Source organism: Pseudomonas sp. 13B_3.2_Bac1, assembly GCF_025466205.1.
Taxonomy (GTDB): Bacteria; Pseudomonadota; Gammaproteobacteria; order Pseudomonadales; family Pseudomonadaceae; genus Aquipseudomonas; species Aquipseudomonas fluorescens_H.
In genome coordinates, this window is record NZ_JANLOG010000081.1 from 45,454 (window position 1) to 70,603 (window position 25,150).

Annotated in this window: 27 protein-coding genes and 1 pseudogene; 12 read left to right on the forward strand and 16 right to left on the reverse strand. The window is 62.1% G+C overall.

Features of this window, described 5'->3' with window-relative positions:
* Positions 1–61: 61 nt before the first annotated feature.
* The 3 genes from rhtB to NTD85_RS13820 form a co-directional block, all read right to left on the reverse strand.
* Positions 62–694 carry a homoserine/homoserine lactone efflux protein gene (gene rhtB, locus NTD85_RS13810; protein ID WP_064589768.1) on the reverse strand — a complete coding sequence of 211 codons (633 nt, stop codon included), beginning with the start codon at positions 692–694 and terminating at the stop codon, positions 62–64.
* A 202-nt stretch (positions 695–896) separates the two neighbouring features.
* On the reverse strand, positions 897–1,478 hold the full coding sequence (locus NTD85_RS13815) for a mechanosensitive ion channel family protein (RefSeq protein ID WP_003229371.1): 582 nt from the start codon (positions 1,476–1,478) through the stop codon (positions 897–899).
* Positions 1,478–3,388, reverse strand: a complete 1,911-nt coding sequence (locus tag NTD85_RS13820; RefSeq protein WP_003229372.1) for an ATP-binding cassette domain-containing protein — start codon at positions 3,386–3,388, stop codon at positions 1,478–1,480. Before NTD85_RS13820 ends, NTD85_RS13815 begins: the two co-directional genes overlap by 1 nt.
* Positions 3,389–3,438: 50 nt before the next feature.
* On the opposite strand from NTD85_RS13820, the gene NTD85_RS13825 reads away from it, so the two are divergent.
* A complete protein-coding gene (locus NTD85_RS13825) occupies positions 3,439–3,903 on the forward strand; it encodes a TIGR02444 family protein (protein WP_262142419.1) in 465 nt (154 codons plus the stop codon).
* On the opposite strand, the gene NTD85_RS13830 is transcribed toward NTD85_RS13825, so the two are convergent.
* Positions 3,900–5,021, reverse strand: coding sequence for an AlgP family protein (locus tag NTD85_RS13830; protein WP_262142420.1), 1,122 nt, complete (start codon positions 5,019–5,021; stop codon positions 3,900–3,902). The two genes, NTD85_RS13825 and NTD85_RS13830, sit on opposite strands and share 4 nt — an antisense overlap.
* A gap of 192 nt (positions 5,022–5,213) precedes the next feature.
* Between NTD85_RS13830 and NTD85_RS13835 the strand changes: the two genes are divergently transcribed.
* Positions 5,214–5,879 (forward strand): FKBP-type peptidyl-prolyl cis-trans isomerase, encoded by a 666-nt coding sequence (locus NTD85_RS13835; RefSeq protein WP_262142421.1) that lies wholly within the window; start codon positions 5,214–5,216, stop codon positions 5,877–5,879.
* Positions 5,880–5,956: 77 nt separating this feature from the next.
* Here NTD85_RS13835 and NTD85_RS13840 read toward each other — a convergent pair whose 3' ends face one another.
* The 8 genes and pseudogenes from NTD85_RS13840 to NTD85_RS27780 all read right to left on the reverse strand — a co-directional run.
* Complete coding sequence (locus tag NTD85_RS13840; protein ID WP_007964519.1) at positions 5,957–6,415, reverse strand: Rsd/AlgQ family anti-sigma factor; 459 nt, start codon at positions 6,413–6,415, stop codon at positions 5,957–5,959.
* A 186-nt stretch (positions 6,416–6,601) separates the two neighbouring features.
* Complete coding sequence (locus NTD85_RS13845; protein WP_262142422.1) at positions 6,602–7,153, reverse strand: disulfide bond formation protein B; 552 nt, start codon at positions 7,151–7,153, stop codon at positions 6,602–6,604.
* A 218-nt stretch (positions 7,154–7,371) separates the two neighbouring features.
* Positions 7,372–8,610, reverse strand: a complete 1,239-nt coding sequence (locus NTD85_RS13850) for a heme biosynthesis protein HemY (RefSeq protein WP_262142423.1) — start codon at positions 8,608–8,610, stop codon at positions 7,372–7,374.
* On the reverse strand, positions 8,607–9,749 hold the full coding sequence (locus NTD85_RS13855; protein ID WP_103483671.1) for a uroporphyrinogen-III C-methyltransferase: 1,143 nt from the start codon (positions 9,747–9,749) through the stop codon (positions 8,607–8,609). Before NTD85_RS13855 ends, NTD85_RS13850 begins: the two co-directional genes overlap by 4 nt.
* 16 nt (positions 9,750–9,765) lie before the next feature.
* Positions 9,766–10,533 (reverse strand): uroporphyrinogen-III synthase, encoded by a 768-nt coding sequence (locus tag NTD85_RS13860; RefSeq protein ID WP_262142424.1) that lies wholly within the window; start codon positions 10,531–10,533, stop codon positions 9,766–9,768.
* On the reverse strand, positions 10,530–11,471 hold the full coding sequence (hemC, locus tag NTD85_RS13865; protein ID WP_262142425.1) for a hydroxymethylbilane synthase: 942 nt from the start codon (positions 11,469–11,471) through the stop codon (positions 10,530–10,532). Before hemC ends, NTD85_RS13860 begins: the two co-directional genes overlap by 4 nt.
* A 137-nt stretch (positions 11,472–11,608) precedes the next feature.
* Positions 11,609–12,355 carry a LytR/AlgR family response regulator transcription factor gene (locus NTD85_RS13870; RefSeq protein WP_003229385.1) on the reverse strand — a complete coding sequence of 249 codons (747 nt, stop codon included), beginning with the start codon at positions 12,353–12,355 and terminating at the stop codon, positions 11,609–11,611.
* Positions 12,352–12,492, reverse strand: a pseudogene (locus tag NTD85_RS27780) (sensor histidine kinase); the annotation flags it as partial. The pseudogene NTD85_RS27780 and the gene NTD85_RS13870, both read right to left, overlap by 4 nt.
* Positions 12,493–12,819: 327 nt before the next feature.
* On the opposite strand from NTD85_RS27780, the gene argH reads away from it, so the two are divergent.
* Positions 12,820–14,214, forward strand: a complete 1,395-nt coding sequence (gene argH, locus NTD85_RS13875) for an argininosuccinate lyase (RefSeq protein ID WP_103368168.1) — start codon at positions 12,820–12,822, stop codon at positions 14,212–14,214.
* A gap of 110 nt (positions 14,215–14,324) precedes the next feature.
* On the opposite strand, the gene NTD85_RS13880 is transcribed toward argH, so the two are convergent.
* Positions 14,325–14,984, reverse strand: coding sequence for a glutathione S-transferase family protein (locus NTD85_RS13880; protein WP_103483675.1), 660 nt, complete (start codon positions 14,982–14,984; stop codon positions 14,325–14,327).
* A 123-nt stretch (positions 14,985–15,107) separates the two neighbouring features.
* On the opposite strand from NTD85_RS13880, the gene NTD85_RS13885 reads away from it, so the two are divergent.
* The 3 genes from NTD85_RS13885 to NTD85_RS13895 all read left to right on the forward strand — a co-directional run bounded on the left by NTD85_RS13885 (position 15,108) and on the right by NTD85_RS13895 (position 18,916).
* Positions 15,108–15,392 (forward strand): hypothetical protein, encoded by a 285-nt coding sequence (locus NTD85_RS13885; RefSeq protein WP_226500822.1) that lies wholly within the window; start codon positions 15,108–15,110, stop codon positions 15,390–15,392.
* 255 nt (positions 15,393–15,647) lie between these two features.
* Positions 15,648–15,893 (forward strand): TIGR02647 family protein, encoded by a 246-nt coding sequence (locus tag NTD85_RS13890; RefSeq protein ID WP_003229392.1) that lies wholly within the window; start codon positions 15,648–15,650, stop codon positions 15,891–15,893.
* A gap of 182 nt (positions 15,894–16,075) precedes the next feature.
* Positions 16,076–18,916, forward strand: coding sequence for a class I adenylate cyclase (locus NTD85_RS13895; RefSeq protein ID WP_262142426.1), 2,841 nt, complete (start codon positions 16,076–16,078; stop codon positions 18,914–18,916).
* Between the two features lie 7 nt (positions 18,917–18,923).
* On the opposite strand, the gene rnk is transcribed toward NTD85_RS13895, so the two are convergent.
* The 3 genes from rnk to cyaY all read right to left on the reverse strand — a co-directional run bounded on the left by rnk (position 18,924) and on the right by cyaY (position 20,146).
* Positions 18,924–19,334, reverse strand: coding sequence for a nucleoside diphosphate kinase regulator (gene rnk / locus NTD85_RS13900; protein ID WP_226500820.1), 411 nt, complete (start codon positions 19,332–19,334; stop codon positions 18,924–18,926).
* 256 nt (positions 19,335–19,590) lie between these two features.
* Positions 19,591–19,809 (reverse strand): DUF1289 domain-containing protein, encoded by a 219-nt coding sequence (locus NTD85_RS13905; RefSeq protein WP_262142427.1) that lies wholly within the window; start codon positions 19,807–19,809, stop codon positions 19,591–19,593.
* Between the two features lie 4 nt (positions 19,810–19,813).
* Positions 19,814–20,146 (reverse strand): iron donor protein CyaY, encoded by a 333-nt coding sequence (gene cyaY / locus NTD85_RS13910; protein ID WP_003229398.1) that lies wholly within the window; start codon positions 20,144–20,146, stop codon positions 19,814–19,816.
* Positions 20,147–20,461: 315 nt separating this feature from the next.
* Here cyaY and lptM point away from each other — a divergent pair, with 315 nt between their 5' ends.
* The 6 genes from lptM to NTD85_RS13940 are packed head-to-tail and all read left to right on the forward strand — an operon-like array spanning position 20,462 to position 25,074.
* Positions 20,462–20,638: an LPS translocon maturation chaperone LptM gene (gene lptM / locus NTD85_RS13915; RefSeq protein ID WP_003229400.1), complete on the forward strand. Its 177-nt coding sequence runs from the start codon at positions 20,462–20,464 to the stop codon at positions 20,636–20,638.
* A 9-nt stretch (positions 20,639–20,647) separates the two neighbouring features.
* Positions 20,648–21,895, forward strand: coding sequence for a diaminopimelate decarboxylase (gene lysA, locus NTD85_RS13920; RefSeq protein WP_262142428.1), 1,248 nt, complete (start codon positions 20,648–20,650; stop codon positions 21,893–21,895).
* A gap of 3 nt (positions 21,896–21,898) precedes the next feature.
* The gene (dapF, locus tag NTD85_RS13925; RefSeq protein WP_103521297.1) at positions 21,899–22,729 is read left to right on the forward strand and encodes a diaminopimelate epimerase; all 831 of its coding nucleotides are present in this window, start codon (positions 21,899–21,901) and stop codon (positions 22,727–22,729) included.
* A gap of 13 nt (positions 22,730–22,742) precedes the next feature.
* Positions 22,743–23,468 carry a DUF484 family protein gene (locus tag NTD85_RS13930; protein WP_003229406.1) on the forward strand — a complete coding sequence of 242 codons (726 nt, stop codon included), beginning with the start codon at positions 22,743–22,745 and terminating at the stop codon, positions 23,466–23,468.
* A 2-nt stretch (positions 23,469–23,470) separates the two neighbouring features.
* The gene (xerC, locus tag NTD85_RS13935; protein ID WP_003229409.1) at positions 23,471–24,370 is read left to right on the forward strand and encodes a tyrosine recombinase XerC; all 900 of its coding nucleotides are present in this window, start codon (positions 23,471–23,473) and stop codon (positions 24,368–24,370) included.
* On the forward strand, positions 24,367–25,074 hold the full coding sequence (locus NTD85_RS13940; RefSeq protein ID WP_103521298.1) for an HAD family hydrolase: 708 nt from the start codon (positions 24,367–24,369) through the stop codon (positions 25,072–25,074). The genes xerC and NTD85_RS13940 overlap by 4 nt, the downstream gene beginning before the upstream one ends.
* Positions 25,075–25,150 lie beyond the last annotated feature (76 nt).

Sequence of the window (25,150 nt, forward strand, 5' to 3'; positions counted from 1 at the left end):
GAGAAATCAGCAGGAATAAAAAGGCGACCCCAAGAGGTCGCCTTTTTTCTGCCTGCGGGTTTTACACCACCGCTTTACGCAACGTCGCCATGAACGCCGCCGCGCCAATGAACAGCCCGGCAAACGTGCGGTTCATGCGCTTCTGCTGCTTCGGTGTGCGCAACAGGCGCAGCACCTTGGACGCCAGACCGGTGTAGCCGGCCATGACAATCAGATCCACGCAGATCATGGTCACGCCGATCACCAGGTACTGCATCAGCAGCGGTGCGTGCGGATTGATGAACTGCGGCAGCACCGCGAGCATGAACACCAGTGCCTTGGGGTTGCTGATGTTCACCAGAAAGCCGCGGAACACCAGCGCCAGCGGCTTGCCGATCGGGCGCACGGCGGCGTCATCGCTCATGTCCATGGGCAGCGCGCGCCATTGCTTGATCGCCAGATAGACCAGATAGGCCACGCCAAACCATTTGATCGCATAGAACGCGGTGGCCGATGCGGTGAGGATCGCGCCGACCCCGGCGCCGACAATTGCAATCTGTACCGCCAGGCCGACTTGCAGGCCCAACGCGTTCCAGTAGCCGCGCCAGAAACCGTATTGCAGACCGCTGGACATCGACGCAATGGCGCCCGCGCCCGGGGACAGACTGATCACCCAGCAGGCGGCAAAGAATGCCAGCCATGTTTGAAGCTCCATCGCACACCTCGACTGTGAATCGTGACAGACGTCAAAGCTAATGCGGTTTGGCCCGGATGACTACCGATTTTTGCTGGATGGTCCGGGCGCGGCTGATGGCCTCTTCGCGATCAAGCCCGCTCCCACATTGGATTTGTGTCGATCACAGATCCAATGTGGGAGCGGGCTTGCTCGCGAAGGCGTCTGATCAGACGCCCGAAGACTACTTCTCGAAACCGCTCGAAGGAAACACATCACTCCCGCGCCAGCGCCGCACCGAACGCTGGAAGAACAGACTGTTCGGCACTTGCACCATGGCACTGCCTGTTCCCAGTTCTTCGGCTTCGATCAATGTGGTGTACAGCAGATTGATCGCCACCACCCGGCCTTTGACGCCGGGCTTGTCGGTGGTGTCCACCAGCTCGACCACATCGCCGAGGCGGAACGGGCCGACGGTGAAGATTAGAATCGCGCACAGCAGGTTCGACAGCACACTCCACATCGCGAAGAACGCCACCGCCGCCACCGCGACGAAACCCGACAGCGCCGTCCACAACACCGTGGCCGATACCCCAAGGCGTTCCAGCACAAAGATCAGCGCGCTGCCCATGATCAGCCAGCGCAGACCGCCACGCAGCGGCATCAGCAGCTGCGGCGGAAACGGGTAGCGCTCACCCAGACGGGTCAGGCCTTTGGCAACGAAGCGCTGAGCGAGATAACCCGCCAGCAGGATCAGCAGAATCTGCACGCCGAGCCAGATCGGCTCGACCCACACCGCCGGCAATGGCCACTTGAACGCGTCCATCAGGACAACGCCTCCAGCTCCGCCTGCATGCTTTCCAGGGTTTCCAGCGCTTCCATCCACGCTTCTTCGAGCTCGGCTTCGCGCACCTTCAATTTGGCCTGTTCGGCCAGCAGATCACGCAACTCGTTCTTGCGTGCCGGCTCGTAGATGTCGCTGTCGCCGAGGCTGGCATCGACCTTCGCCAGCTTCTCGTGGAGCTTGCCCAGTTCGGCTTCAAGCTTGTCGGCCTCGCGCTTGTGCGGTGCCAGTTGCTGACGCAATGCAGCAGCGGCCTGGCGCTGAGCCTTCTTGTCGGTCTTGTCCGGATTGACCGGAGTGTTGCTGACCGGCGCATTGCGCTGACGGTATTCCACCAGCCAGCGCGCGTAGTCTTCGAGGTCGCCATCGAACTCTTCGACCTTGCCATCGGCGACCAGGTAGAAGTTGTCGGTGGTGCTCTTGAGCAAGTGCCGATCGTGAGACACCACCAATACCGCGCCGCTGAATTCCTGCAGCGCCATGGTCAGCGCCAGGCGCATTTCCAGGTCGAGGTGGTTGGTCGGTTCGTCGAGCAGCAACAGGTTCGGTCGTTCCCAGGCGATCAATGCCAGCGCCAGACGCGCTTTCTCGCCACCGGAGAAATTCAGCACCGGCTCGTCGATGCGCGCGCCACGGAAGTCGAAACCACCGAGGAAGTCGCGCAGAGTCTGTTCACGCTCGGTCGGCGCCAGACGCTGCAAATGCAGCAGCGGGCTGGCCTTGGCATCCAGCGAGTCGAGCTGATGCTGGGCGAAGTAGCCGACGACGGTGTTCTCGCCACGGGTCAGACGCCCGGCCAGCGGTTCGAGCTCGCCGGCGAGGTTCTTGATCAGGGTCGATTTACCGGCGCCGTTCGGCCCGAGCAGACCGATCCGCGCACCCGGGGTCAGTTGCAGCTTGACCTTCTCCAGGATGGTTTTATCGCCGTAACCCAGACGCGCATCGGATAGGTCGATCAGCGGACTGGAGATCTTGGTCGATTCGCGGAACACGAAATCGAACGGCGAATCGACGTGGGCCGCCGACAGCTCTTCCATGCGCTCCAGGGCCTTGATCCGGCTCTGCGCCTGACGGGCCTTGGTGGCCTGGGCCTTGAAGCGGGCGATGTAGCTTTCCATGTGCGCACGTTGCGCCTGCTGCTTCTCGTAGGCCTGTTGCTGCTGGGCCAGACGTTCGGCACGGGCGCGTTCGAACGCGGTGTAGCCACCACGGTAGAGGGTCAGTTTGCGCTGATCGACGTGGGCCACGTGATCGACCACTTCATCGAGGAAGTCGCGGTCGTGGGAAATCAGCAGCAGGGTGCCCGGGTAGCTTTTCAGCCACTCTTCGAGCCAGATGATCGCGTCGAGATCCAGGTGGTTGGTCGGTTCGTCGAGCAACAACAAGTCCGACGGACACATCAAGGCCTGCGCCAGGTTCAGACGCATCCGCCAGCCACCGGAGAAATCTCCTACCTGACGATCCATCTGTTCATTGGTGAAACCGAGACCGGCCAGCAACTTGCGCGCCCGCGCATCGGCGGTATAGCCGTCGGCGCTGTCGAGTTCGGCGTGCAGACGGGCCAGAGCCGTGCCATCGTGGGCCGCTTCGGCGGCGGCGAGGTCACGTTGCACTTCGCGTAGACGCAGGTCGCCATCGAGCACATAGTCGACCGCCAGGCGTTCGAGCGTGTCGACCTCCTGGCGCATGTGCGCGATCCGCCAGTCGGCCGGCAGCAGGCAATCGCCCGAGTCCGGGTGCAACTCGCCGCGCAGCAAGGCAAACAGGCTGGATTTGCCGGCGCCGTTGGCACCGATGAGGCCGGCTTTGTGGCCGGCGTGCAGGGTCAGCTCGGCGTCTTCTAGCAGACGTTGCGGGCCACGCTGTAAAGTCAGGTTCTGAAGTCGGATCATAATGGCGGCGGAGTCTACCAGCTTCGCTCACAACTGGCGCGAGTAGCACGATGTCCTCTGACCTGTGGAGCTTTTCCCTTGCCATCTACGCCCGACCGGGCGTGGAACCTGCTTGCCTGCAACTGCAAACGGCGGGGGCCAATGTCTGCCTGCTGCTGTGTGGTTTATGGCTGGAACAGCGCGGCGCGGCCTGCGACGAACAGCGCGTGCAGCAGCTGAAAACGCTGGTGGGGCCGTGGGATGTGGAGGTGGTGCAGCCACTGCGTGCGTTGCGTACTCAGTGGAAAACCCTGGCCGAGGAAGATCCGGTGCTCAAGGGGCTGCGAGAACAAATGAAAGCGCTGGAGCTGGAAGCCGAACGGCATCTGCTGTGGCAACTGGAACAGGTTGCGCAGGATTGGCCGCGCGATGACGCATCAGCGTCGGGGGAGTGGCTGGAGAGTCTGACGGGATCGGCCGCCAGCCCGAACCGCGACGCGCTGCAAGTGCTGCGCGTCGCGGCAACCGGCACTTAGGAAGCGCTGGTCGGGTTGCTGCTGGCGCTCGACGCAGCGGCTGGCGTTGGCGCAGTCGTGGTGGTCGAGGTGGAGGCTGCTGGAGCAGGCGCGGCGGCCGGCGCCGGAGCGGTTGGCTTGGCGACTGGTGCAGTCGCCGGTTTGGCGGCAGCTGGTTTGGCAACGGCCGGTTTTTTCGCGGCAGGTTTGGCAGCTGGCTTGGCGGCTGGTTTAGCGGCTACTGGTTTGGCGGCAGGCTTGGCTGCAGCGGTCGCAGGTTTTGCTGCTGCAGGTTTGGCAGCGGTTTTAGCGGCAGGCTTGGCCGCTGGTTTGGCAGCAGGTTTTGCCGCGACCGGTTTGGCCGCAGTCTTGGCTGCCGGTTTTGCAGCGGCGGTTTTCGCGGCAGGTTTGGCAGCCGGTTTTACCGCTACTTTGGCAGCTGGTTTAGCAGCAGCGGTTTTTGCCGGAGCGACTTTGCGCGCAGCAGGTTTTGCTGCTGGCTTGGCAGCCGGTTTTGCCGCTGCAGGTTTGGCAGCGGCAGTACGTGCGGCCGGTTTCGCAGCGCTCGCCGCAGCCGGTTTTTTCACTGCGGTTTTTGCAGCAGGTTTGGCGGCGGTTTTAGCCGGTGCCTTGGCTGCTGGTTTGGCTGCCGGTTTTGCCGCAGCGGTTTTCGCCGGGGCTTTCGCCGCAGCAGGTTTGGCTGCCGCTTTTTTCGCAGGCGCTGCTGCTGGTTTGGCGGCGCGGGAGGACAGCGCTTTGCCGGCAGCCTCTTGCACCCGGCCGACACCCTGGGCCAGTTTCAGGCTTTCCTGGGCATCACGCTTGAGTTGCAGAATGTAGCCGCGAGTGTCGGACTGACGCCCCTTCAGCGCGTCGAGCAAGTCTTCGAGTTCTTTGACGGCAGCCTTGGCCTTGTTCTGCGCCTTGGCTTTACCGGCAGTGGCTGCGTCCTGCAATTTGGTACGGGACTTGTGCAGTTTTTCTTGCGCCTTGCCGCGTTGCTTTTCCAGTTTGGCGAGCAGTTTTTCAGCATCAGCCAAGGCTTGGGAGCAAGCGTTTTCCAAATGCTCGAGCAGGCTGCCCGAGAGTTGTTGGAGTAGGTGCAACGGAGTGTTTACAGGCTTCTTGGTGGCCGACATGGTTTACCTCCTGGCTGACGTGAGTGCGGCTCATACTAGACCTCTGCAGTTACCGCCGCTAGGTCATCTTGACAGTATCGAAACCGTTGCGTTGCAACGAAGTGAAAATGTTCTGCACAAAGACAAAAGCAGTTCACCGTTGCAGACCTTCGCGCTGGCATAATCGCCCGCATCTCAGGACGGAGAGTGCCCATGTCGCGCTACCTTTTTTTATCCCTCTGGATGATTTTTTCCGTGGCCCAGGCCGACGAAAAAACCACCGCGAACGATGCTCACGATCTGGCCTACAGCCTCGGTGCCAGCCTCGGTGAACGCTTGCGCCAAGAGGTGCCGCAATTGCAGATTCAGGCATTGGTCGAAGGTTTGCAGCAGGCCTATCAAGGCAAGCCGCTGGCCCTGAGCGAAGCGCGGATCGAGCAGATCCTGGCCGATCACGAATCGCAAAACGCCGAACACGCGTCGCTGCCTTCCAGTGATGCCGCGATGGAAAACGAGCAGCGTTTTCTCACCGCCGAAAAAGCCAAACCGGGTGTGAAGGAATTGGCCGACGGCATCCTGCTGACCGAGCTGAGCCCGGGCACTGGCCCCAAGGCCGGGCCGGATGGAAAAGTGCAGGTGCTGTATGTCGGTCGCCTGCCGGATGGCACCGTGTTCGATCAGAACACTCAGCCACAATGGTTCAGCCTCGACAGCGTGATTGCCGGGTGGCGTACGGCGTTGCAGAACATGCCGGTTGGCGCGAAGTGGCGACTGGTGATTCCATCGGATCAAGCCTACGGCGCCGACGGTGCGGGCGATCTGATCGCGCCGTTCACACCGCTGGTGTTTGAGGTCGAATTGCGCGGTGCAACGAGCTGACCGACGCCGACTCGCCTGCATAAAAAAACGCGGTGCGCTTTCGGCGCACCGCGTTTTTCATGTCGGCGAGAAACGAATCAGGCCTGAACCGGATCTTCCTGCTTGTGTGCGGTGTGCAGCACTTCAATCAGGCAATCTTCCAGTTCGAAGCGTTCGTGCAGCAGGCCACCCAGTTCCTTGAACTTCTCGGCAACGCATTTGCCTTCATCGCAAAGGTCGTTGAAGGCGAGGAGTTTTTCGGTGATGACGTCGATACGCGGATAGAGGGTTTCGGCAAGCTCGAGGCCGCGCTTGTCGTTGAACGCCTTGGCTTCGCCGGTCAGCTGTTCGTAGATTTCGAAGTGCCCGGCCGAGACGTAATCGACCAGCACGCCGCAGAATTCAAGCAAGGGTTTACGGTTCTCGGACAGAGCCTGGGGTTTGTCACCCAACTTGTCGTAGGCACCGATCAGATCTTCACGCTCCTGCAACCAGCGGTCGATCAGCAGATGAACTCCACCCCAGCGTTCCTGAGCATTCTGACAACTTTCGAGCATGGCGATCTCTCTTCCCTTGTGGGTCATGCTGCTCTACACCCGCGCCCCTCTTCTGGCTTTTATCGCTTGGAGGCCGACCGGGCAGAGCGTCATCGAGCAACATAAATCCAATGACACGTGCGGGCCAGATTATGCCCGCACGCCTATGGCTTCAAGGTACGCAGGAGATAAAGTTCATACAAGTGTTTAATCCCCGACCAGCGCCCGGTGCGACGCTTCGCCGCTGAGCGGTCGTTGCAGCGCGCTCCAGACCAGACGCAGTAACTGGTAAACCGCAAGGATCGACATCGCCACAAAGAACAGCAGACTCCATTCCGGGATGCTCAAATCGAACAGCGTCCAGGAAATTTCCGCGCAATCGACACCGCCCTTGAACATCCGCAGCGTTGCGCACAACCACGGCAGGTTGCTGAACAGCGCTTCGGAATCGGGCGCGCAACTGGTCATTTGCACCAGCGGATCACTCTGCAACAACACCTGCCGCCAGGCCGCCGTGGTTCCGCCCAGGCTCAGGCCAAGCGCGGCCGCCCAATAGAGCGACAGGCCGACACGCCCTGGGCCGTGAATCGCCGCCAGCCCGCAACAGACCATCAGCAACGCCATGAAGAAGCGTTGCGCCAGGCACAGACTGCAGGGCGTCAGCCCGACCGCATATTCGAGGTAATAGGAAGCTCCCAGGGCCAGTGCGCCTGCAGTGAAAGCCGTAAAAAACAAGGAGCGTGAACAGGCCAACGACATGGCTTTTCCGTAGCAGTGGAGACAGGCAGTTACGGTAGAGGAAAGCTTGTCAGCCTTTCAAGGCAGGTGCCTGGCGACAGTTCACCAGAAGTGTAGGGAAAACCCGACAGGCGCGAGAGGAATAGGTGTAGTCCGCTGTAGGACTTTGCCCAACACGCCCGCCAGAGGTAATTATTCGCTCACTGAACGTTGACGAGGGAGCAGCCTCCCTCGTGATTTCAGGCGCGAACCGGCACCGGTAACGGCGCGGCCAGCAGGCGTTCATCCAGCAGGCCAAGACCTTCCTGGAACAACTGGTTGCTGCGCTCGGTATCACCCAGTTGCGCGAGCAGGCGCGCCAACTCGGCGCAGGCTTCCGGGTTACGCTGCACCCGCAGACTGCTTTCCAGATAATCCCGTGCCTTGCCCCACAAGCTGGTTTGCAGACAGAGACGACCGAGGGTCAGCAACAGGCTTGGATCAGCCGGATGCTCCTTGAGCCAGCCTTCGGCGGTCTGCAACTGACGCGCCGGATCGCTGCCGCGCACCAGGCCATAAAGGCGTGCAAGGTGGCTGTCGTACTTGCGCTTGAGGGCGCTGCGCAGGACTTCTTCCGCCTCGACCTGAGCCCCCAGCTGACGCAGTTGTTCGGCGTATGCCAGCACCAGCGCCGGCTCCTGACGCTGCGCGGAAGTCAATTGCTCCCAGGCACGCGTGAGTGACTGCAGACCGACTTTGCCGTCCTCGTCACGATGCGCCGCCAGGGACAGGTTGTTGCCCCAGGCACGCCGTTCGAGTTCCGCCAGCTCGGCCGGCGGCAACACCTTGTCCTTGCGCAGTTCCGGCAACAGGCGAATGACCGCCGCCCAGTCGCCACGCTGCTGATGCAGACGCTGCAACTGTCGCAAGGTCTGCACGTTATGCGGATGCCGCTCGTGCATCGCTTGCAGGGTCACCAGGGCGCCGTCGGTGTCACCACGATCGGTCTGCAACTGCGCGTGACTCAAGGCAATCGCCAGTTCGGCCTGAGGCTGGCGCTCCAGGGCACGCTCGAGCAACTGATCACACTCCTCGTACTTGCCTTGTTCGTTGGCCGCGCGTGCCGCGCCGAGGTAATACAACAGCGGCTGGCGCTCGGCCTCGGCGGCGCGAGCGAGGTGACGTTGCGCGCTGGCCCAGCGACCTTCGGCCAGATCCAGCTGACCGTGTTCGATGGCCACCTGCACCCGCCGGCTGCGGTTGCGCCGTGACCACGGATTGACCACGCCACCGGACGTCATGACCAGCTCGACCAGGGCCCTGATGCCCCAGATCAATAGCCACAACACCGCAATCAGCGCCAGCGTCGCCCACAGGCTCGATTCATAGCGAAAGCTCTTGTAGGCAACCAGCACGTAACCGGAATGCTCGGCAATCGCCAGGCCCAGCGCCGCCGTCGCGGCGATCACCAGAAACACGATCACATACAGGCGTTTCATGGCGTGGTCTCCTGCGCGGTGTTGGCGGCAGGTTTGGCGAACGGTTTGACCGATTCTTCAGCGTTGACGTTACGGCGTTCCAGGTAAGCCTGCACCGCGCTCAACGTGCCGGTCAGGTCCGGTGTCTTGACCGTCACAGGTTGCTGGCTCAGCTCGGCAACCTGTTCGAGCATGATTTTGCTCTGCGGATTATCCGGATTGAAATTGCCCTTGAGCACATCCCGTGCTTCGGTCAGCGCCTGGCTGTAGACCGGCCCCTGGCCATTGAGCGCCGCCCATTGCGCCTGCTCCAGCGCCAGACTCAGCGCCAGGCGTACCTGACTCAGACTTTGCCCGGCCAGCAGTGGCTTCACATTCTTGTCGGCATTGAAATCGATGCGGATGTAGCGCGACACCTGATCCCACCACTGCGCCCAGCGACTGGCACCATCGCCGTCAGCGGTCAGGCCCAGCAGCGATTCGCCGCGATCCTTGTACTCCGGCGCCAGCTCGGTCAGTTGGATGACCTGATCACGCAAGGCGCCGATGCGCAGGAACAGCCCGGTGCGATCCGGCTGCTCGGTACTGCGCAGGGCGACGAGGGTTTTCGCCACTTGCTCGCGGGCGGCGAACGAGCCGGGATCGTTCTGTTCACGGAGGATTTCGTCGGCACCCTGCACCAGCGCCTGGGCGCTGCTGATGTCCTGCAGGGCCGAGAGGCGCAGACTGGCCAGACGCAGCAGATGCTCGGCCTCGGCCAGACGCCAGTCCTTGCGGCTGGCGCCGAGAACGGTTTCCAGGCGCTGGTTGAGGCGCTGTTGATCACCCTGCAGTTGCGTCACCAGACGCTGGCGCTCGGCGAGTTCATCGGCACCGGGCAGTTGCGCGAGGCGCTCGGTCAGGCGCTGTTCGTTGAGCTTGAGGCTCTGCGCCTGATCGTTCAACGCCTGCACCTGATCGGACTGTTGTGCGGTGTTGGTCTGCAGGTGACGCACCTGCCAGACACCCCAGCCACCGATCGCCACGCCGGCAGCGCCGAGCAACAGGGCGACAATGGCCAGTCCGTTGCCTCGGCGCGGCTCTTTGGCCGGCGGTGGAGTTTCAACCTGGGCATCGATCACAGGCTGGACATCATCTTTAGGCAAGGCTGTTTCGCTCACGTATCCATCCTTTGCATTAGAGAACGGGCACGGGATGCTCCCGTAACGCCGTCAGCAAAGCCGCGGCACTCGCGCCGCGGCAATCCACAACTGTTCGGGCCCCGGCGGCACGCGCCAGCTCGGCGACCCTTGGGCTCGGCACAAACAACGGCAACTGCGCAATTGAAGGCCAGGCATCGCCGGCCATCTGGCGCAAGTGCTCGAAACCCTGTCCACTGCTGACCACCAGCCCGTTCAAGCGTTCCGCTGCAATCCGCCGCGGCAGCTCTTGCGGCGGGTAGGCCGGCAGGTCACGCCGATACAACTCCAGATACTCGACACTAGCACCAAGCGCGCGCAGGCGCTCGGCGAGCAGCTCGCGGCCACCCTCGCCACGCAGGATCAGCACCTGCGCGCCGGGCTCGGTGACCGCCTCGCGCAGACGCGACAATTGCAGCAGGGCTTCACTGTCATCGCCATCGGCGGGAAAGTGTACGTCGAGACCGTGATCGCGAAGAATCTGCGCGGTCGCCGCGCCGACGCTGAACCACGGCATCGACAACGACCGAGGTCCATAAGCGTCCAGCAGATCAAGCGCAATCCGCGCCGCCGGCTTGCTGACCACGATGACCGCGCTGCAACCCGAAAGCCGCGCCAGCGCCTGACGTATCTTGGCAGAGACCGGCAGCGGCGCTATGTCCAGAAGCGGCAGGCAGCTGCTGAAAACCCCCTGTCCGGCCAACACCGCGGCCAGCGCCGCAGAGTCATCCGCAGGGCGCGTCAGCAGCAGGCGCCAGCCAGTCACTCGTGACCTGCCTCGCCATACACCGCTTTGAGAATGTCGTCGGCACCCTGGCTGAGCAAGTCTTCGGCAACCTTCACCCCCAGCGTCTCGGCATTGGCACGCGGTGCACGCGCTTCGGCGCTGAGCAGCTTGCCACCGCTCGGCTCGCCCACCAGCCCACGCAACCACAACTGCTCACCTTCGAGCACGGCGTAGCAGGCAATCGGCACCTGGCAGCCGCCATTCAGATGTTTATTGAGCGCGCGTTCAGCGGTCACGCGCGAAGCGGTGTCGGCGTGATGCAACGGTGCGAGCAAGGCGTGGATTTGCGTGTCGGCGCTGCGGCACTCGATGCCAACAGCGCCCTGGCCACCGGCCGGCAGGCTGTCGTCGACGCTGATGGCCGAGGTGATGCGGTCTTCGAAACCGAGACGGATCAGACCGGCCGCCGCGAGGATGATCGCGTCGTACTCGCCGGCATCGAGCTTGGCCAGACGGGTGTTGACGTTACCGCGCAGGAAGCGGATCTCGAGATCAGGACGACGGGTCAGCAACTGCGCCTGACGCCGCAGGCTGGAGGTGCCGACGATGGCGCCGGCAGGCAGCGCATCCAGGCTGGCGTAAGTATTGGAAACGAAAGCATCGCGCGGGTCTTCGCGTTCGCAGATGCAGAACAGACCAAGGCCTTCGGGGAAGTCCATCGGCACGTCTTTCATCGAGTGCACGGCGATGTCGGCTTCGTTTTCCAGCAGCGCGGTTTCCAGTTCCTTGACGAACAGGCCCTTGCCGCCGATTTTCGACAGCGGCGAGTCGAGCAGCTTGTCGCCGCGACTGACCATGGGCACCAGCGTCACCAGCAAACCCGGATGGGCCGCTTCCAGACGAGCTTTGACGTATTCGGCCTGCCAGAGGGCCAGCGCACTTTTACGGGTGGCGATGCGGATTTCGCGAGAGGACATGGATCAATCCGTACTGAATAGATACGGCGGATAATAACAGCTCAGCCAAATCCACTTTGACTTGAATCAGAAACGGCGTGGCCTCCCTGGCCTGCAATGCCCGGTAGAAGAAAGTGAAACCAAGCGCGAAGACCGGGTCAGAGGCCCTGCATCATCTTGCGCACACCGGCCACATGTCGACGACTGACGATCAGCGCATCACCATTGAGGCCTTTGAGGAACAGCTGGAAATGCCCCAGCGGCGTGCGTTGCAGACGCTCGATGCGGTCACGGGCGACCAGCGCGTTGCGGTGGATACGCACGAAACGCTCGCCGAACTCGTCTTCAAGGGCCTTGAGGGGTTCGTCCAGCAGAACCTCGCCGCTTTCATGGCGCAGGGTCACGTATTTGTGATCGGCAATGAAATAGACCACCTGATCCAGCGGGATCAGCTCGATCCCTTTGCGGGTCCGGGCGCTGATATGGCTGCGCGGGCCGTTACCGCTCTCGGCGGCGGGACGGGTCAGGGCCGAGAGTTGGGCCCGGTTGGGACGTTCAGCCCGTTTCAGGGCGTCATGCAGATGTTCGGTTCGCACGGGTTTCACCACATAGCCCACGGCGCTGGCCTGCAGGGCTTCCACGGCAAATTCATCGGGGCCGGTGCAAAACACCACGGCCGGCGGCGTTTCGCGCTCGCACAGACGGGCAGCGACCTGCAGGCCATCGAGGCCCGGCATGCGGATATCGAGCAGCACGATATCCGGCTTGTGGCTGTCGATCAGCGCCAACGCCTCTTCGCCATTCGTGGCGCTGGGCTCCAGGACTGTATAACCCTCGAGCTCGCTTACCATTCGGCTTAGGCGCTCGCGAGCCAGTGGTTCGTCATCAACGATCAGGACATTCATATTGCGCTGGATTCCTGCGTGAGTCTCGCACAAGGATAGCGTAGACAGGTGAAGTGACGTCCGTCACCGCGATCCACGCTAAGACTAGCCCGAGCGCCAAAAAGTGCCGTACGTCGGCCAGCAATATTTGCCAGTGTCCGGGTCGTACTGCTCAAAGCCCGCTGTTTCCTGCGTTTTTCACGGGGTATGCCAAAGGACAAAACCACCCACCCCCTCTTCTTATAGTCGGCACTTGTGCGATCCGCAGTCGCGCCGACCCTTATGTCCAACTGTAGACGCTTGCCGGGCCGATATTGCTCAATCGAAAAATATCCTTGCGCAAATCCCCCGCAGACAGCGCCGACTATGAATGAGCAGATGAGAAAAAAACGTATCGACCGGTGTCAGCGACAGGATTGGCAACCCTGTTATTATCCGCGCCAGCGTTTCACGCCTTCTTTCTTCAAGCCGATACGAGCGAATTCATGAGCACTGACAAGACCAATCAGTCCTGGGGCGGCCGCTTCAGTGAACCCGTCGACGCCTTCGTCGCCCGCTTCACCGCCTCCGTCACCTTCGACCAGCGCCTGTATCGCCACGACATCATGGGCTCGATCGCCCACGCCACCATGCTGGCCAAGGTCGGCGTGCTGACCGATGCCGAGCGCGACAGCATCATCGACGGCCTGAAGACCATTCAGGGCGAAATCGAGGCCGGCCAGTTCGACTGGCGCGTCGACCTCGAAGACGTGCACATGAACATCGAAGCGCGCCTGACCGATCGCATCGGCATTACCGGCAAGAAACTGCACACCGGGCGCAGCCGTAATGACCAGGTCGCCACCGACATCCGGCTGTGGCTGCGTGATGAAATCGACCTGATCCTGGCCGAGATCACCCGCCTGCAAAAAGGCCTGCTGGAGCAGGCCGAGCGCGAAGCCGCGAGCATCATGCCCGGCTTCACTCACCTGCAAACTGCCCAGCCAGTGACCTTCGGCCACCACATGCTGGCGTGGTTCGAAATGCTCAGCCGCGACTACGAGCGTCTGGTCGACTGCCGCAAGCGCACCAACCGCATGCCTCTGGGCAGCGCCGCGCTGGCCGGCACCACCTACCCGATCGATCGCGAATACACCGCGCAACTGCTGGGCTTCGACGCCGTCGGCGGCAACTCGCTGGACAACGTTTCCGATCGCGACTTCGCCATCGAATTCTGCTCGGCCGCGAGCATCGCGATGATGCACCTGTCGCGTTTTTCCGAAGAGCTGGTGCTGTGGACCAGCGCGCAGTTCCAGTTCATCGATCTGCCTGATCGCTTCTGCACCGGCAGCTCGATCATGCCGCAAAAGAAAAACCCGGACGTGCCGGAACTGGTTCGCGGCAAGACCGGCCGTGTGTTCGGTGCGCTGATGGGCCTGCTGACCCTGATGAAAGGCCAGCCACTGGCCTACAACAAGGACAACCAGGAAGACAAAGAGCCGCTGTTCGACGCCGCCGACACCCTGCGCGATTCGCTGCGGGCCTTTGCCGACATGATCCCGGCGATCAAGCCGAAACACGCGATCATGCGCGAAGCGGCGCTGCGCGGCTTCTCCACCGCGACCGACCTGGCGGACTACCTGGTGCGCCGTGGCCTGCCGTTCCGTGACTGCCACGAAATCGTCGGTCACGCGGTGAAGTACGGCGTCGACACCGGCAAGGATCTGGCCGAGATGAGCCTGGAAGAACTGCGTCAGTTCAGCGACCAGATCGAGCAGGACGTGTTCGCCGTGCTGACCCTGGAAGGCTCGGTGAATGCCCGTGACCATATCGGCGGCACTGCGCCGGCGCAGGTCAAGGCCGCCGTGGCTCGCGGTCAGGCCCTCATCGCCAGCCGCTAAAGGTCAAAAGCTTCGCGAGCAGGCTCGCTCCCACAGTCTGGATTTGTTAATACAGTCCAAATGTGGGAGCGGGCTTGCTCGCGAATGCTGACTTCAGAACACTGCAAGACCTACTTCTTCGCTGCGATCATCGCCAAAAACGCCGGCATCGCCAATTCTTTGTCCGCCGCAATCTTCTGCACATGCGGATTCTGCTCAAGCCGCTCCAACAGCGCCTTGGCCTTCGGCATCTCTGCCAGCAAATCGATCCCGAACAGTTTCTGCCCGACCGCACACGCCAGCGGCACGCTGTACAGGAAGTACACATCCGCGATGCTCAAACTGTCGCCCGCCACGTACGGGGCGAATTTGCCGTGTCGACCCAACGCCGCGAAACCCAGCAGCAACTCGGCTTTGGTTTTCTCCTTGATCGCCTCCGGCACCGCCGCGCCAAAGAACGCTTCGCCATAACAGGCGCGGCCCGGCAGCTCGATGTACAACTCGATTTCCTTGGCAATCGCCAGCACCTGCGCCCGCTCGAATGGATCGCTCGGTAGCAGCGGCGTGCCCTTCTGGGTCTGTTCGAGGTATTCAAGGATGATCGCGGTTTCGTTGATGAAACCCGCCTCGACGCCCAGCACCGGCACTTTGCCGCGTGGACTGATCGCCAATGATTCAGGTGTCGGCGTCGGGTAGAAGGTGACTTCTTCGAACGCCAGGCCCTTTTCCAGCAGCGCCAGCTTGACCATGTTGTAGTAGTTGCTGACAGCGAATCCGTAGAGCTTGAACATCACATAGCCTCCAGGCCGTGCGGGGTGGGCAGTCACTGTTTATAGATCGCCCGCCACGATCCTGCCAGCAGCATCACGCCGCTGAATGCGGGTAAACTGGCGCCTTTCCTTGAGGAGCCTGCCATGAGCGAGCCGACAGACATCGACAACGACGAAGAAGAGTTCACCGAGGCGACGTTGATCGAAGCCATCGAGAACCAGATCGAAAGCGACAACCCGCCAGCGGCCAAGGCGACCTACAACAAGCTGACCCTGGTGGGCGTCGAGCGCGAGGAGATCCTCAATTTGATGGCTCATGTGCTGGCCTACGAGATTGACGCAATGCTCGACGAAGACCGCGCGTTCAATACCGAGTGGTACGAAGCGGCGCTGCGTAAGTTGCCCGAGCTGCCACCGGAAAAGCAGTAAACCCCGATCCTGTAGGAGCGAGCCTGCTCGCGATTGCGTTCTTTCAGCAAAAAATCAGCTGACTGACACGGAGCAATCGCGAGCAGGCTCACTCCTACAATGTTTGTTACGTATCTGCCGCACCATCTCCAGGCCCCTGACTACACTGCACTCCACCTCGAAAGGAAAAACCCGGCCACCGGCACTGGACATGCCGCAAAAGCGGGTTCACCTTAGGGGCGCTGTCGTCCAATTCCTAGAAAGTCTGGAGTCCTTATGTCGCTTACCCCTGAGCTGGTTGCCGAACTGGAAGTCCTCGCACTCTTCAACCTGGACAGTTCCCAGGAAGGTTTGAAAATTCATCAGACCGCTGCCCCGAAACATATCGCCGCCGCCAAACGCCTCTTCGAGAAAGAACTCACCGACCAGCCTGATGGCGGGTATCTGACCAGCCTGGGTCGTGATGCCGCGCAAAATGTGCAAACCGTGCTGACCATTCTGAGAGAGCAGGAAACCGCCTGATTCCCCCGTCTTTGCCCACGGGAACTCCTGCCACGGGATTTCCGCGGGCCCACCCGGCACCCCGCGCTAAAAATCTGACGTCAAAAAACAAATTCAGCTTAAAAGTCCAGCTGCGCAAAGGCTAAACTGCCTCCCATTCCGAGACCCTCTTCGTCCGAGCCTGCGAGCCGGTTTGAGCTGACATGACGCGCACCCATGAAATCCGCCCCGACCTGGACGAAGGCATCGACCGCAAGGTGCTCAGCCAGCTGCGCACGCGCTTTCTCAAGCTCAATGAGGGTCGCCTTGGCCGGGCGCTCGAAGGTTTGTCGAGCCGCCAGCAAGGCGTGCTGACCCTGCTGCCACTGTTCTTCCACGTCAATCACCCGCTGTTGCCGGGCTATGTTTCCGGCAGCTCCCCCGCCGGGCTGTCCAACTATGAGCCGGACGCCAGCGCCCTCGCCGAAGCGCAGCGCCTGACCCGCTCGTTCTCCTACAAGCCGCGCCATGGCAGCAACCCGCCTCGGCCGATTCACGGTTTGTTCCTGATGGGCAGCCTCGGCACCCTGGCTCAGGCCGATCAGAGCGACATGGACGTGTGGGTTTGCCACGCACCGGACCTGAGCGAAAACGAACTCGCCGAACTGCGCAAAAAATGCCAGCTCCTCGAAGCCTGGGCCGCGACCCAAGGCGCCGAGGCGCACTTCTTCCTGATCGATCCGGTGCGCTTCGTCAAAGGCGAACGCGACACCCAGCTCAGCTCCGAAAACTGCGGCAGCACTCAGCACTATCTGTTGCTGGACGAGTTTTATCGCACCGCGATCTGGCTGGCCGGGCGCACACCGATCTGGTGGCTGGTGCCGGTCTACGAAGAAACCGCTTACGACCAGTACACCCACACCCTACTGTCCAAGCGCTTCATTCGCGCCGACGAGACACTTGATCTCGGGCATCTGGCGACGATTCCGCCGGGCGAGTTCATCGGCGCCGGCCTGTGGCAGTTGTTCAAGGGCATCGAGTCGCCCTACAAGTCGGTGCTCAAGCTGCTGCTGACCGAGGTCTACGCCAGCGAACACCCGAACGTGCGATGCCTGAGCCTGCGCTACAAGCAGGCCGTGTTCGCCAATCAGCTGGATCTGGATGAGCTGGATCCGTACATGGTGGTGTACCGACGCATCGAGGAGTACCTCAGCGCCCGCAACGAGCCGGAGCGTCTGGAGCTGGTGCGGCGTGCGCTGTACCTCAAGGTCAACCGCAAGCTCACCGGCAACAGCCGCACCCAGAGCTGGCAGCGCTCGCTGCTGGAACGCCTGGCCCACGAGTGGCATTGGGATCAGCGGCAACTGGCCTTGCTCGACAGCCGCAGCCAGTGGAAAGTCCGCCAGGTCAGTGCCGAACGCCGCGCCCTGGTCAATGAACTGAACTACAGCTATCGCTTCCTGACCCAGTTCGCCCGCAGCGAACAGACCGTCAGCCTGATCAACAAGCGCGACCTCAATGTGCTCGGCCGCCGCTTGTACGCCGCGTTCGAACGCAAGGCCGACAAGGTCGAGTTCATCAATCCCGGCATCGCCCCGGATCTGGCCGAAGACACCTTGACCCTGGTGCAGTCGCCGAACAAAAAAGAGCCCGGGCAAACCCAGTGGGGCCTGTACAACGGCAGCCTGACCGCGCTGGAGTGGGAGCACTTCGCGCCGATCAAGCGCAGCCGTGAGTTGCTCGAACTGCTGACCTGGTGCCACCGCAACGGCGTGATCGACAGCAGCACCCGTCTGGCCCTGCACCCCGGCACCAGCGACTTGAGCGAGTTCGAACTGTTCAACCTGCTCGGCAGCCTGCAGCAGTGCATCGCCCTGCCCTTGCCGACCGTCGCCGAAGAACCGCTACTGCGCGCCGCGGTGCCGAGCGAAGTGCTGATCCTGGTCAACGTCGGTGTCGATCCGCTCAAGCATCACCGCGACCTGAACATCCTGATGACCACCGAACGCACCGATTCGCTGAGTTACGCCGGGGTGCGCGAAAACCTTGTGCTGACCCTCGATCAGGTCACGCTCAACAGCTGGAACGAAGTGCTGGTCAACCGTTTCGACGGCCCCCACGCGTTGCTCGATTGCCTGCGCGACTACCTCAATAATCTGCCGCGCGGCCCGCAGCAGCCGACATTGAAAGTGCGCTGCTTCTGCCACAACCGCGCGCAGTTCATTGCCCGGCGCGTCGAAGAAGTCATCGACACCGCGCAGACCCTGCTGCTCAGCGAGCTCAATCACCGCTACCTGATTCAGGTGCAACAGCACTATCACGTGCTGGAGCTGGTGCCGGGCCAGGTCAACCATGTCGCGCTCGCTACCTTGCCGGCGCTGTTGGATTACCTCGGCGAAGAACAGCCGCGCTACAGCCCGCTGCACCTGGACCCGATGGCGCTGGAGGATCACGATCTCGCACTGATCCTGCCGATGGGCCAGCCGGAATCGATTCAGGTGTTCTACCGGATCACTGAACAACAGGCCGAACTGTACGTGCTGGATGAGTTCAACGCGCTGTGGCAACAGCATCTGCCGTATCACGACGAACAGAGCCTGCTGGTGCCGCTGCAGCGTTTTCTGCAATCGATCCAGTACCGCCGTGAAGCGCTGCTGCCAATGGATGCCAGCCCGGCGGTTCTCGATATTTTGTATTACCAGCTGTTGCCCTCGGGCCCGGGCAGGGCTCGACGGGTCGAGGCTCGGCCAACGCCGCAGACACCGGTCAACAAACCTTTCTACGACGTACAGGCGATTGTCGGCAAAGCCGCACCCGGAGAGGTGCAGGTCACGCTGTATTGCAATCAACGGGAATTCAGCGAGCTGGAACATGGCGACCAGTTGTTCCGCGTGGTCGCCCGGGAGATCGTCGAGCAACGCCGCGAGACCGAGCGCTATCGCTGCTACATCACCGACCTGGACCTCTCGGGCCTGCTCGGTGATGGTCAGAGTTCAAGCAATTTGTATCTGCGCTACAAGGCCGACCTGGAGCGCGCCCTGAACGAGGCGCTCGAACAGGTCTGAGGCGGGATTACTCGCGGAAATCGCCGCCGTTGGCCGGCTGCGACTCAACTTCCAGCAAGGTCAGTTTCAGGGTCTTGCCGCCGGGCGCCGGCCAATCGATGTGCTGACCGACTTTCAGGCCGAGCAGCGCGCTGCCGACCGGCGCCAGGATCGAGATCTTGCCTTCGTCGGCGTTGGCGTCATTGGGATAGACCAGCGTCAGGTGATAGTCCTTGCCACTGCCTTCTTCGCGGCAGTGCACGCGGGAATTCATCGTCACGACATCAGCGGGCACTTCATCGTGGCCGACCAGTGTATCGGCGCGGTCCAGTTCGGTTTGCAGCGCGATCACGCCCGGCAGCGTGTCATCCAGGCTGTCGATCAGGCGCTCCAGACGTTGTACGTCCAGACGGGTAAGGGTGATGGAAGGTGCGGTCATGATCCGGGCAGACTCCTTTCTTCTGCACACAAAAAAAGCAAAACCCCGCCAAAAAAGACGGGGTTTTCACCAGGCCTCGATGGGTTGAGGCGTGTTCGGACACTATCACAGCTCAAAAAATATACAAGTCACCCTCCAGACCGGAGGAGACCCTTGTGGCGAGGGAGCTTGCTCCCGCTGGGGCGCGTAGCGGCCCTGAAATGCCTACGACTGCTGCGCAGCCGAGCGGGAGCAAGCTCCCTCGCCACAGATCGGATCAGGCTTGTGATTTTCGTGCGGCAGCCTGCTGGCAGATGATCCGACGGCGCTGATCGTCTGCCGAGCGCCATTCGCGAATATCCTCGACATGGCGGAAGCAGCCGAGACAAATCTTCTGTTCATCAAGCCGGCACACGCCGCTGCACGGCGAAGGCACGGCCGGGCTGATGTTGCTGTAAAGCGGCTTTGGCGGACGAACAGGTGCGGTGTCAGTCACGAAATCACAGACCTTCGAAATCGAATTCGACACCGGCCTGCTGCTTGACGATGCGCTCGAGCATCTCGCCCAGTTGCTCTTCGCTCTTGTCGCACATCCAGCGCTCGCTCTCTTCGTCGTAGTCGAAGTGGAAACCGCCGGAGACCGCCGCCAACCACAGCTGACGCAACGGCTCCTGACGACTGAAGATCAGCTGCGTGCCGTTTTCAAACTTCACAGTCAGTACACCGGCCGAGCTTTCCAGGTCGATATCCAGGTCGCTTTCGTCAAAGATGTCCTCCAGTTTTTCCTGGGTTTCATCGACCAGATCGTGGAAACGCGCTTCGGACAAACTCATTGTGGCAACCTCAAAAAATGTCTGATCAGGCTCAAGCGCCGCAAGATACGGACGCTGCCGGCCGATTGCAAAGGATAACGACCAAGGGCCTGCCGGCCCATCAACACCAAACCCTGTGGGAGCGAGCTTGCTCGCGAAAGCGGTGTGTCTGGCAGCAGACATATCGGATGTGCCGGCCTCTTCGCGAGCAGGCTCGCTCCCACAAGGCTCCAGGTGTATCCAGCAGCCCCGCCGGACGGGAACCCCCTCGCATAGGCAAGCTGCCGGGTGGCCGGTATACTCCGGCGCAATTAACGCATTTTCAAGGATTTCGCCATGAAGCGCCTGATCTCTTCCCTTGCTGCGCTCGTCGCGGTTGCCTGCCTCGTTTCCGCCTGTGGTCAAAAAGGCCCGCTGTACCTGCCGGATGACGATCAGGACCCGGCCGAGCAAGCCAAGTCGTCGCAACAACAACCTGCCTCCAAGGCGCACAAGCACGACGTTTACCAATAAGGGATCGCCATGGACGCTTTTAACTACCGTGGCGGGGAGCTGTTCGCGGAAGGTGTGGCCCTGTCCGCCATCGCCGACCGCTTCGGCACGCCCACTTATGTCTACTCGCGTGCGCACATCGAAGCCCAATATCTGGCCTACGCCGATGCGCTGGCCGGCATGCCGCACCTGGTCTGCTACGCAGTCAAGGCCAACTCCAACCTCGGCGTGCTGAATGTCCTGGCCCGTCTCGGCGCCGGTTTCGACATCGTTTCCCGTGGCGAGCTGGAACGTGTGCTGGCCGCTGGCGGCAGCGCCGACAAGATCGTGTTCTCCGGCGTCGGCAAGACCCGTGACGACATGCGTCGCGCGCTGGAAGTCGGCGTGCACTGCTTCAACGTCGAATCCACCGACGAGCTCGAGCGCCTGCAAGTCGTGGCTGCCGAGCTGGGTGTTCGCGCACCGGTTTCGTTGCGCGTGAACCCGGACGTCGACGCCGGCACCCACCCGTACATTTCCACCGGTCTCAAAGAGAACAAGTTCGGCATCGCCATTGCCGACGCCGAAGACGTGTACGTGCGTGCCGCGCACCTGCCGAACCTGGAAGTGATCGGTGTCGACTGCCACATCGGTTCGCAACTGACCACCCTGCCACCGTTCCTCGATGCCCTCGACCGTCTGCTGGATCTGGTCGACCGCCTCGGCGATTGCGGCATTCACCTGCGCCACATCGATCTCGGTGGTGGCCTGGGTGTGCGTTATCGCGATGAAGAGCCACCACTGGCCGGCGACTACATCAAGGCTGTACGCGAGCGTCTGAACGGCCGTGACCTGGCGCTGGTGTTCGAACCGGGCCGCTTCATCGTCGCCAACGCCGGCGTGTTGCTGACCCAGGTCGAGTACCTCAAGCACACCGAACACAAGGATTTCGCCATCGTCGACGCGGCGATGAACGACCTGATCCGCCCGGCGCTGTATCAGGCCTGGATGGACATCACTGCGGTCAAGCCGCGCGACACCGCCGCACGCCAGTACGACGTGGTCGGCCCGATCTGCGAAACCGGCGACTTCCTCGCCAAGGATCGTGAGCTGGCGCTGGAAGAAGGCGACCTGCTGGCCGTGCATTCGGCCGGTGCCTACGGCTTCGTGATGAGTTCCAACTACAACACCCGTGGCCGTGCCGCTGAAGTGTTGGTAGACGGTGATCAGGTTTTTGAAGTGCGCCGCCGCGAAACCGTGGCCGAGCTGTTTGCCGGCGAAAGCCTGCTGCCGGAGTAACCCATGCTGCTGCGTTTTACCAAAATGCACGGCCTGGGCAATGACTTCATGGTTCTCGACCTGGTCAGCCAGCACGCGCATATTCAGCCCAAGCACGCCAAGCAATGGGGCGACCGGCACACCGGTATCGGTTTCGACCAGTTGCTGATCGTCGAAGCGCCGAGCAACCCGGACGTGGATTTCCGTTACCGGATCTTCAACTCCGATGGCTCGGAAGTGGAACAGTGCGGCAACGGTGCACGCTGCTTCGCGCGCTTCGTTCTGGACAAGCGCCTGACGGCCAAACGGCAGATTCGCGTCGAGACCAAGGGCGGCATCATCGAGCTGGACGTGCGTAACGACGGCCAGATCGGGGTGAACATGGGCGCGCCGCGCCTGGTGCCGGCGGACATTCCGTTCGACGCGCCGGCGCAGGCTGCCAGCTATCAACTGGAGGTCGACGGCACCACGGTCGAGCTGGCCGCCGTGTCGATGGGCAATCCCCATGCGGTGCTGCGCGTACAGGACATCAACAACGCACCGGTGCATGAACTGGGGCCGAAAATCGAACACCACCCGCGCTTCCCGGCGCGGGTCAATGTCGGTTTCATCCAGGTCATCGACCGCAACCGTGCGCAGTTGCGCGTCTGGGAGCGCGGCGCCGGGGAAACTCAGGCCTGTGGCACCGGCGCCTGCGCCGCCGCTGTAGCTGCAATCAGTCAGGGGTGGATGGATTCGCCGCTGATGATCGACCTGCCCGGCGGGCGTCTGTCCATTGAATGGGCAGGCCCTGGCCAACCGGTGCTGATGACCGGCCCGGCAGTGCGTGTATACGAAGGACAAGTGCGTCTTTGAGTGAGCAGAAGCCATGACCGATAAGCCTCAGGTACCCGCCCGACAGTCCGACGAATCAGCGTCCGAGAGCCTGGAGGCGGCAGCGGTTGCCGCATACCTCGAGGCTCATCCGGACTTCTTCGTCGAGCACGAAGAACTGCTGCCCGCCCTGCGCATTCCGCATCAGCGCGGTGACACCGTATCGCTGGTCGAACGCCAGATGAGCATCCTGCGCGACCGCAACATCGAGATGCGGCATCGCCTCTCGCAGTTGATGGACGTGGCCCGCGACAACGACCGTCTGTTCGACAAGACCCGCCGCCTGATCCTGTCCCTGATGGACGCCGCCAGTCTGGAAGACGTGGTGATCAGCGTCGAAGACAGTCTGCGTCAGGATTTTCAGGTGCCCTTTGTCAGCCTGATCCTGCTCGGCGACAACCCGGCACCGGTTGGCCGCTGGGTGACCCACGCCGACGCACAAACCGCTATTGGCGGCCTGCTCACCGAAGGCAAGAGCGTCAGCGGCACCCTGCGTGAACATGAGTTGGACTTCCTGTTCGGCGAAGAACAGCGCAAGCAGATCGGCTCCACAGCGGTGGTCGCGGTCAGTCATCAGGGCATTCACGGCATTCTGGCAATCGCCAGCCGTGATCCGCAGCACTACAAGAGTTCGGTCGGTACGCTGTTCCTCAGCTACATCGCCGAAGTCATGGGCCGCGTGCTGCCACGGGTCAACAGCTCCCTGCGCTCGGTACGCTGAATATGGAACGACAACTGGACGCTTACTGCGAACACCTGCGCAGTGAGCGACAGGTGTCGCCGCACACCCTGTCGGCCTATCGCCGCGACCTCGATAAAGTCCTCGGCTGGTGCCTCAAGCAGAACATCGGCAGTTGGGCGGCGCTGGATATTCAGCGTCTGCGCAGCCTGATCGCCCGCCTGCATGCCCAGGGGCAGTCGTCGCGCAGCCTCGCCCGATTACTTTCAGCGGTGCGCGGGCTCTATCACTATCTGAATCGCGAAGGTCTGTGCGATCACGACCCGGCGACGGGTCTGGCGCCGCCGAAAGGCGAACGGCGCTTGCCGAAAACCCTCGACACCGACCGTGCATTGCAACTGCTGGAAGGTGCGGTCGAGGACGACTTTCTTGCCCGTCGCGATCAGGCGATTCTCGAATTGTTCTATTCCTCGGGCCTGCGCCTGTCCGAGCTGACCGGGCTCAATCTCGATCAGCTGGATCTGGCCGACGGCATGGTTCAGGTGCTTGGCAAAGGCAGCAAGACTCGTCTGCTGCCGGTCGGCAAAAAGGCTCGCGAAGCACTCGAGCAATGGCTGCCGCTGCGGGCCATGACCAACCCGGCCGACGACGCCGTGTTCGTCAGCCAGCAAGGCCGGCGTCTTGGTCCGCGGGCGATTCAGGTGCGAGTGAAACTGGCCGGCGAGCGCGAACTGGGGCAGAACCTGCACCCGCACATGCTGCGGCACTCCTTCGCCAGCCACTTGCTGGAATCCTCGCAGGATCTGCGCGCGGTGCAGGAACTGCTCGGCCACTCGGACATCAAGACCACGCAGATCTACACCCACCTGGACTTCCAGCACCTGGCGGCGGTCTACGACAGCGCCCATCCACGGGCCAAACGCAGCAAAGGCGACGATTCATGAACATCCAGTTGATCACCTTCGACCTCGACGACACCCTGTGGGACACCGCCCCGGTGATCGTCAGCGCCGAAGCGGTATTGCGCCAGTGGTTGAGCGAACACGCACCCAATCTGGGCGCGGTGCCGGTGGAGCATCTGTGGGCGATTCGCGAGCGGGTGCTGGCCAGCGAACCGGGCCTCAAACATCGCATCAGCGCGTTGCGTCGGCGCGTGCTGTTCCACGCGCTGGAAGAAGCCGGGTACGCCCACGGCGAAGCTTCCGATCTGGCCGACAAGAGTTTTGAAGTGTTCCTGCACGCGCGGCACCAGATCACGGTATTTCCCGAGGTCGAACCGACTCTGGAAATCCTCGCCAACCACTACGCCCTCGGCGTGGTCACCAACGGCAATGCCGACGTGCGTCGATTGGGCCTGGCGGATTACTTCAAGTTTGCGTTGTGCGCGGAAGACATCGGCATCGCCAAGCCGGATGTGCGGCTGTTTCACGAGGCGTTGCAGCGTGGTGGTGTGAGCGCTGATCTGGCGGTACACATTGGTGATCATCCCGGCGATGACATTGCTGGGGCGCAGCAGGCAGGCATGCGCGCGATCTGGTTCAACCCGACGGGCAAGGTCTGGGAAGCCGAGCGCCTGCCGGACGCCGAGATCCGCAGCCTGACTGATTTGCCGGCGGTACTGGCGCGCTGGAATGCCCTCTCGAACTGATCCACTATCCCCTGTGGGAGCGGGGGGGGGGGGGGGGGGGGGGGGGGGGGGGCGGGTGTTTTTTTATTTTTCATCC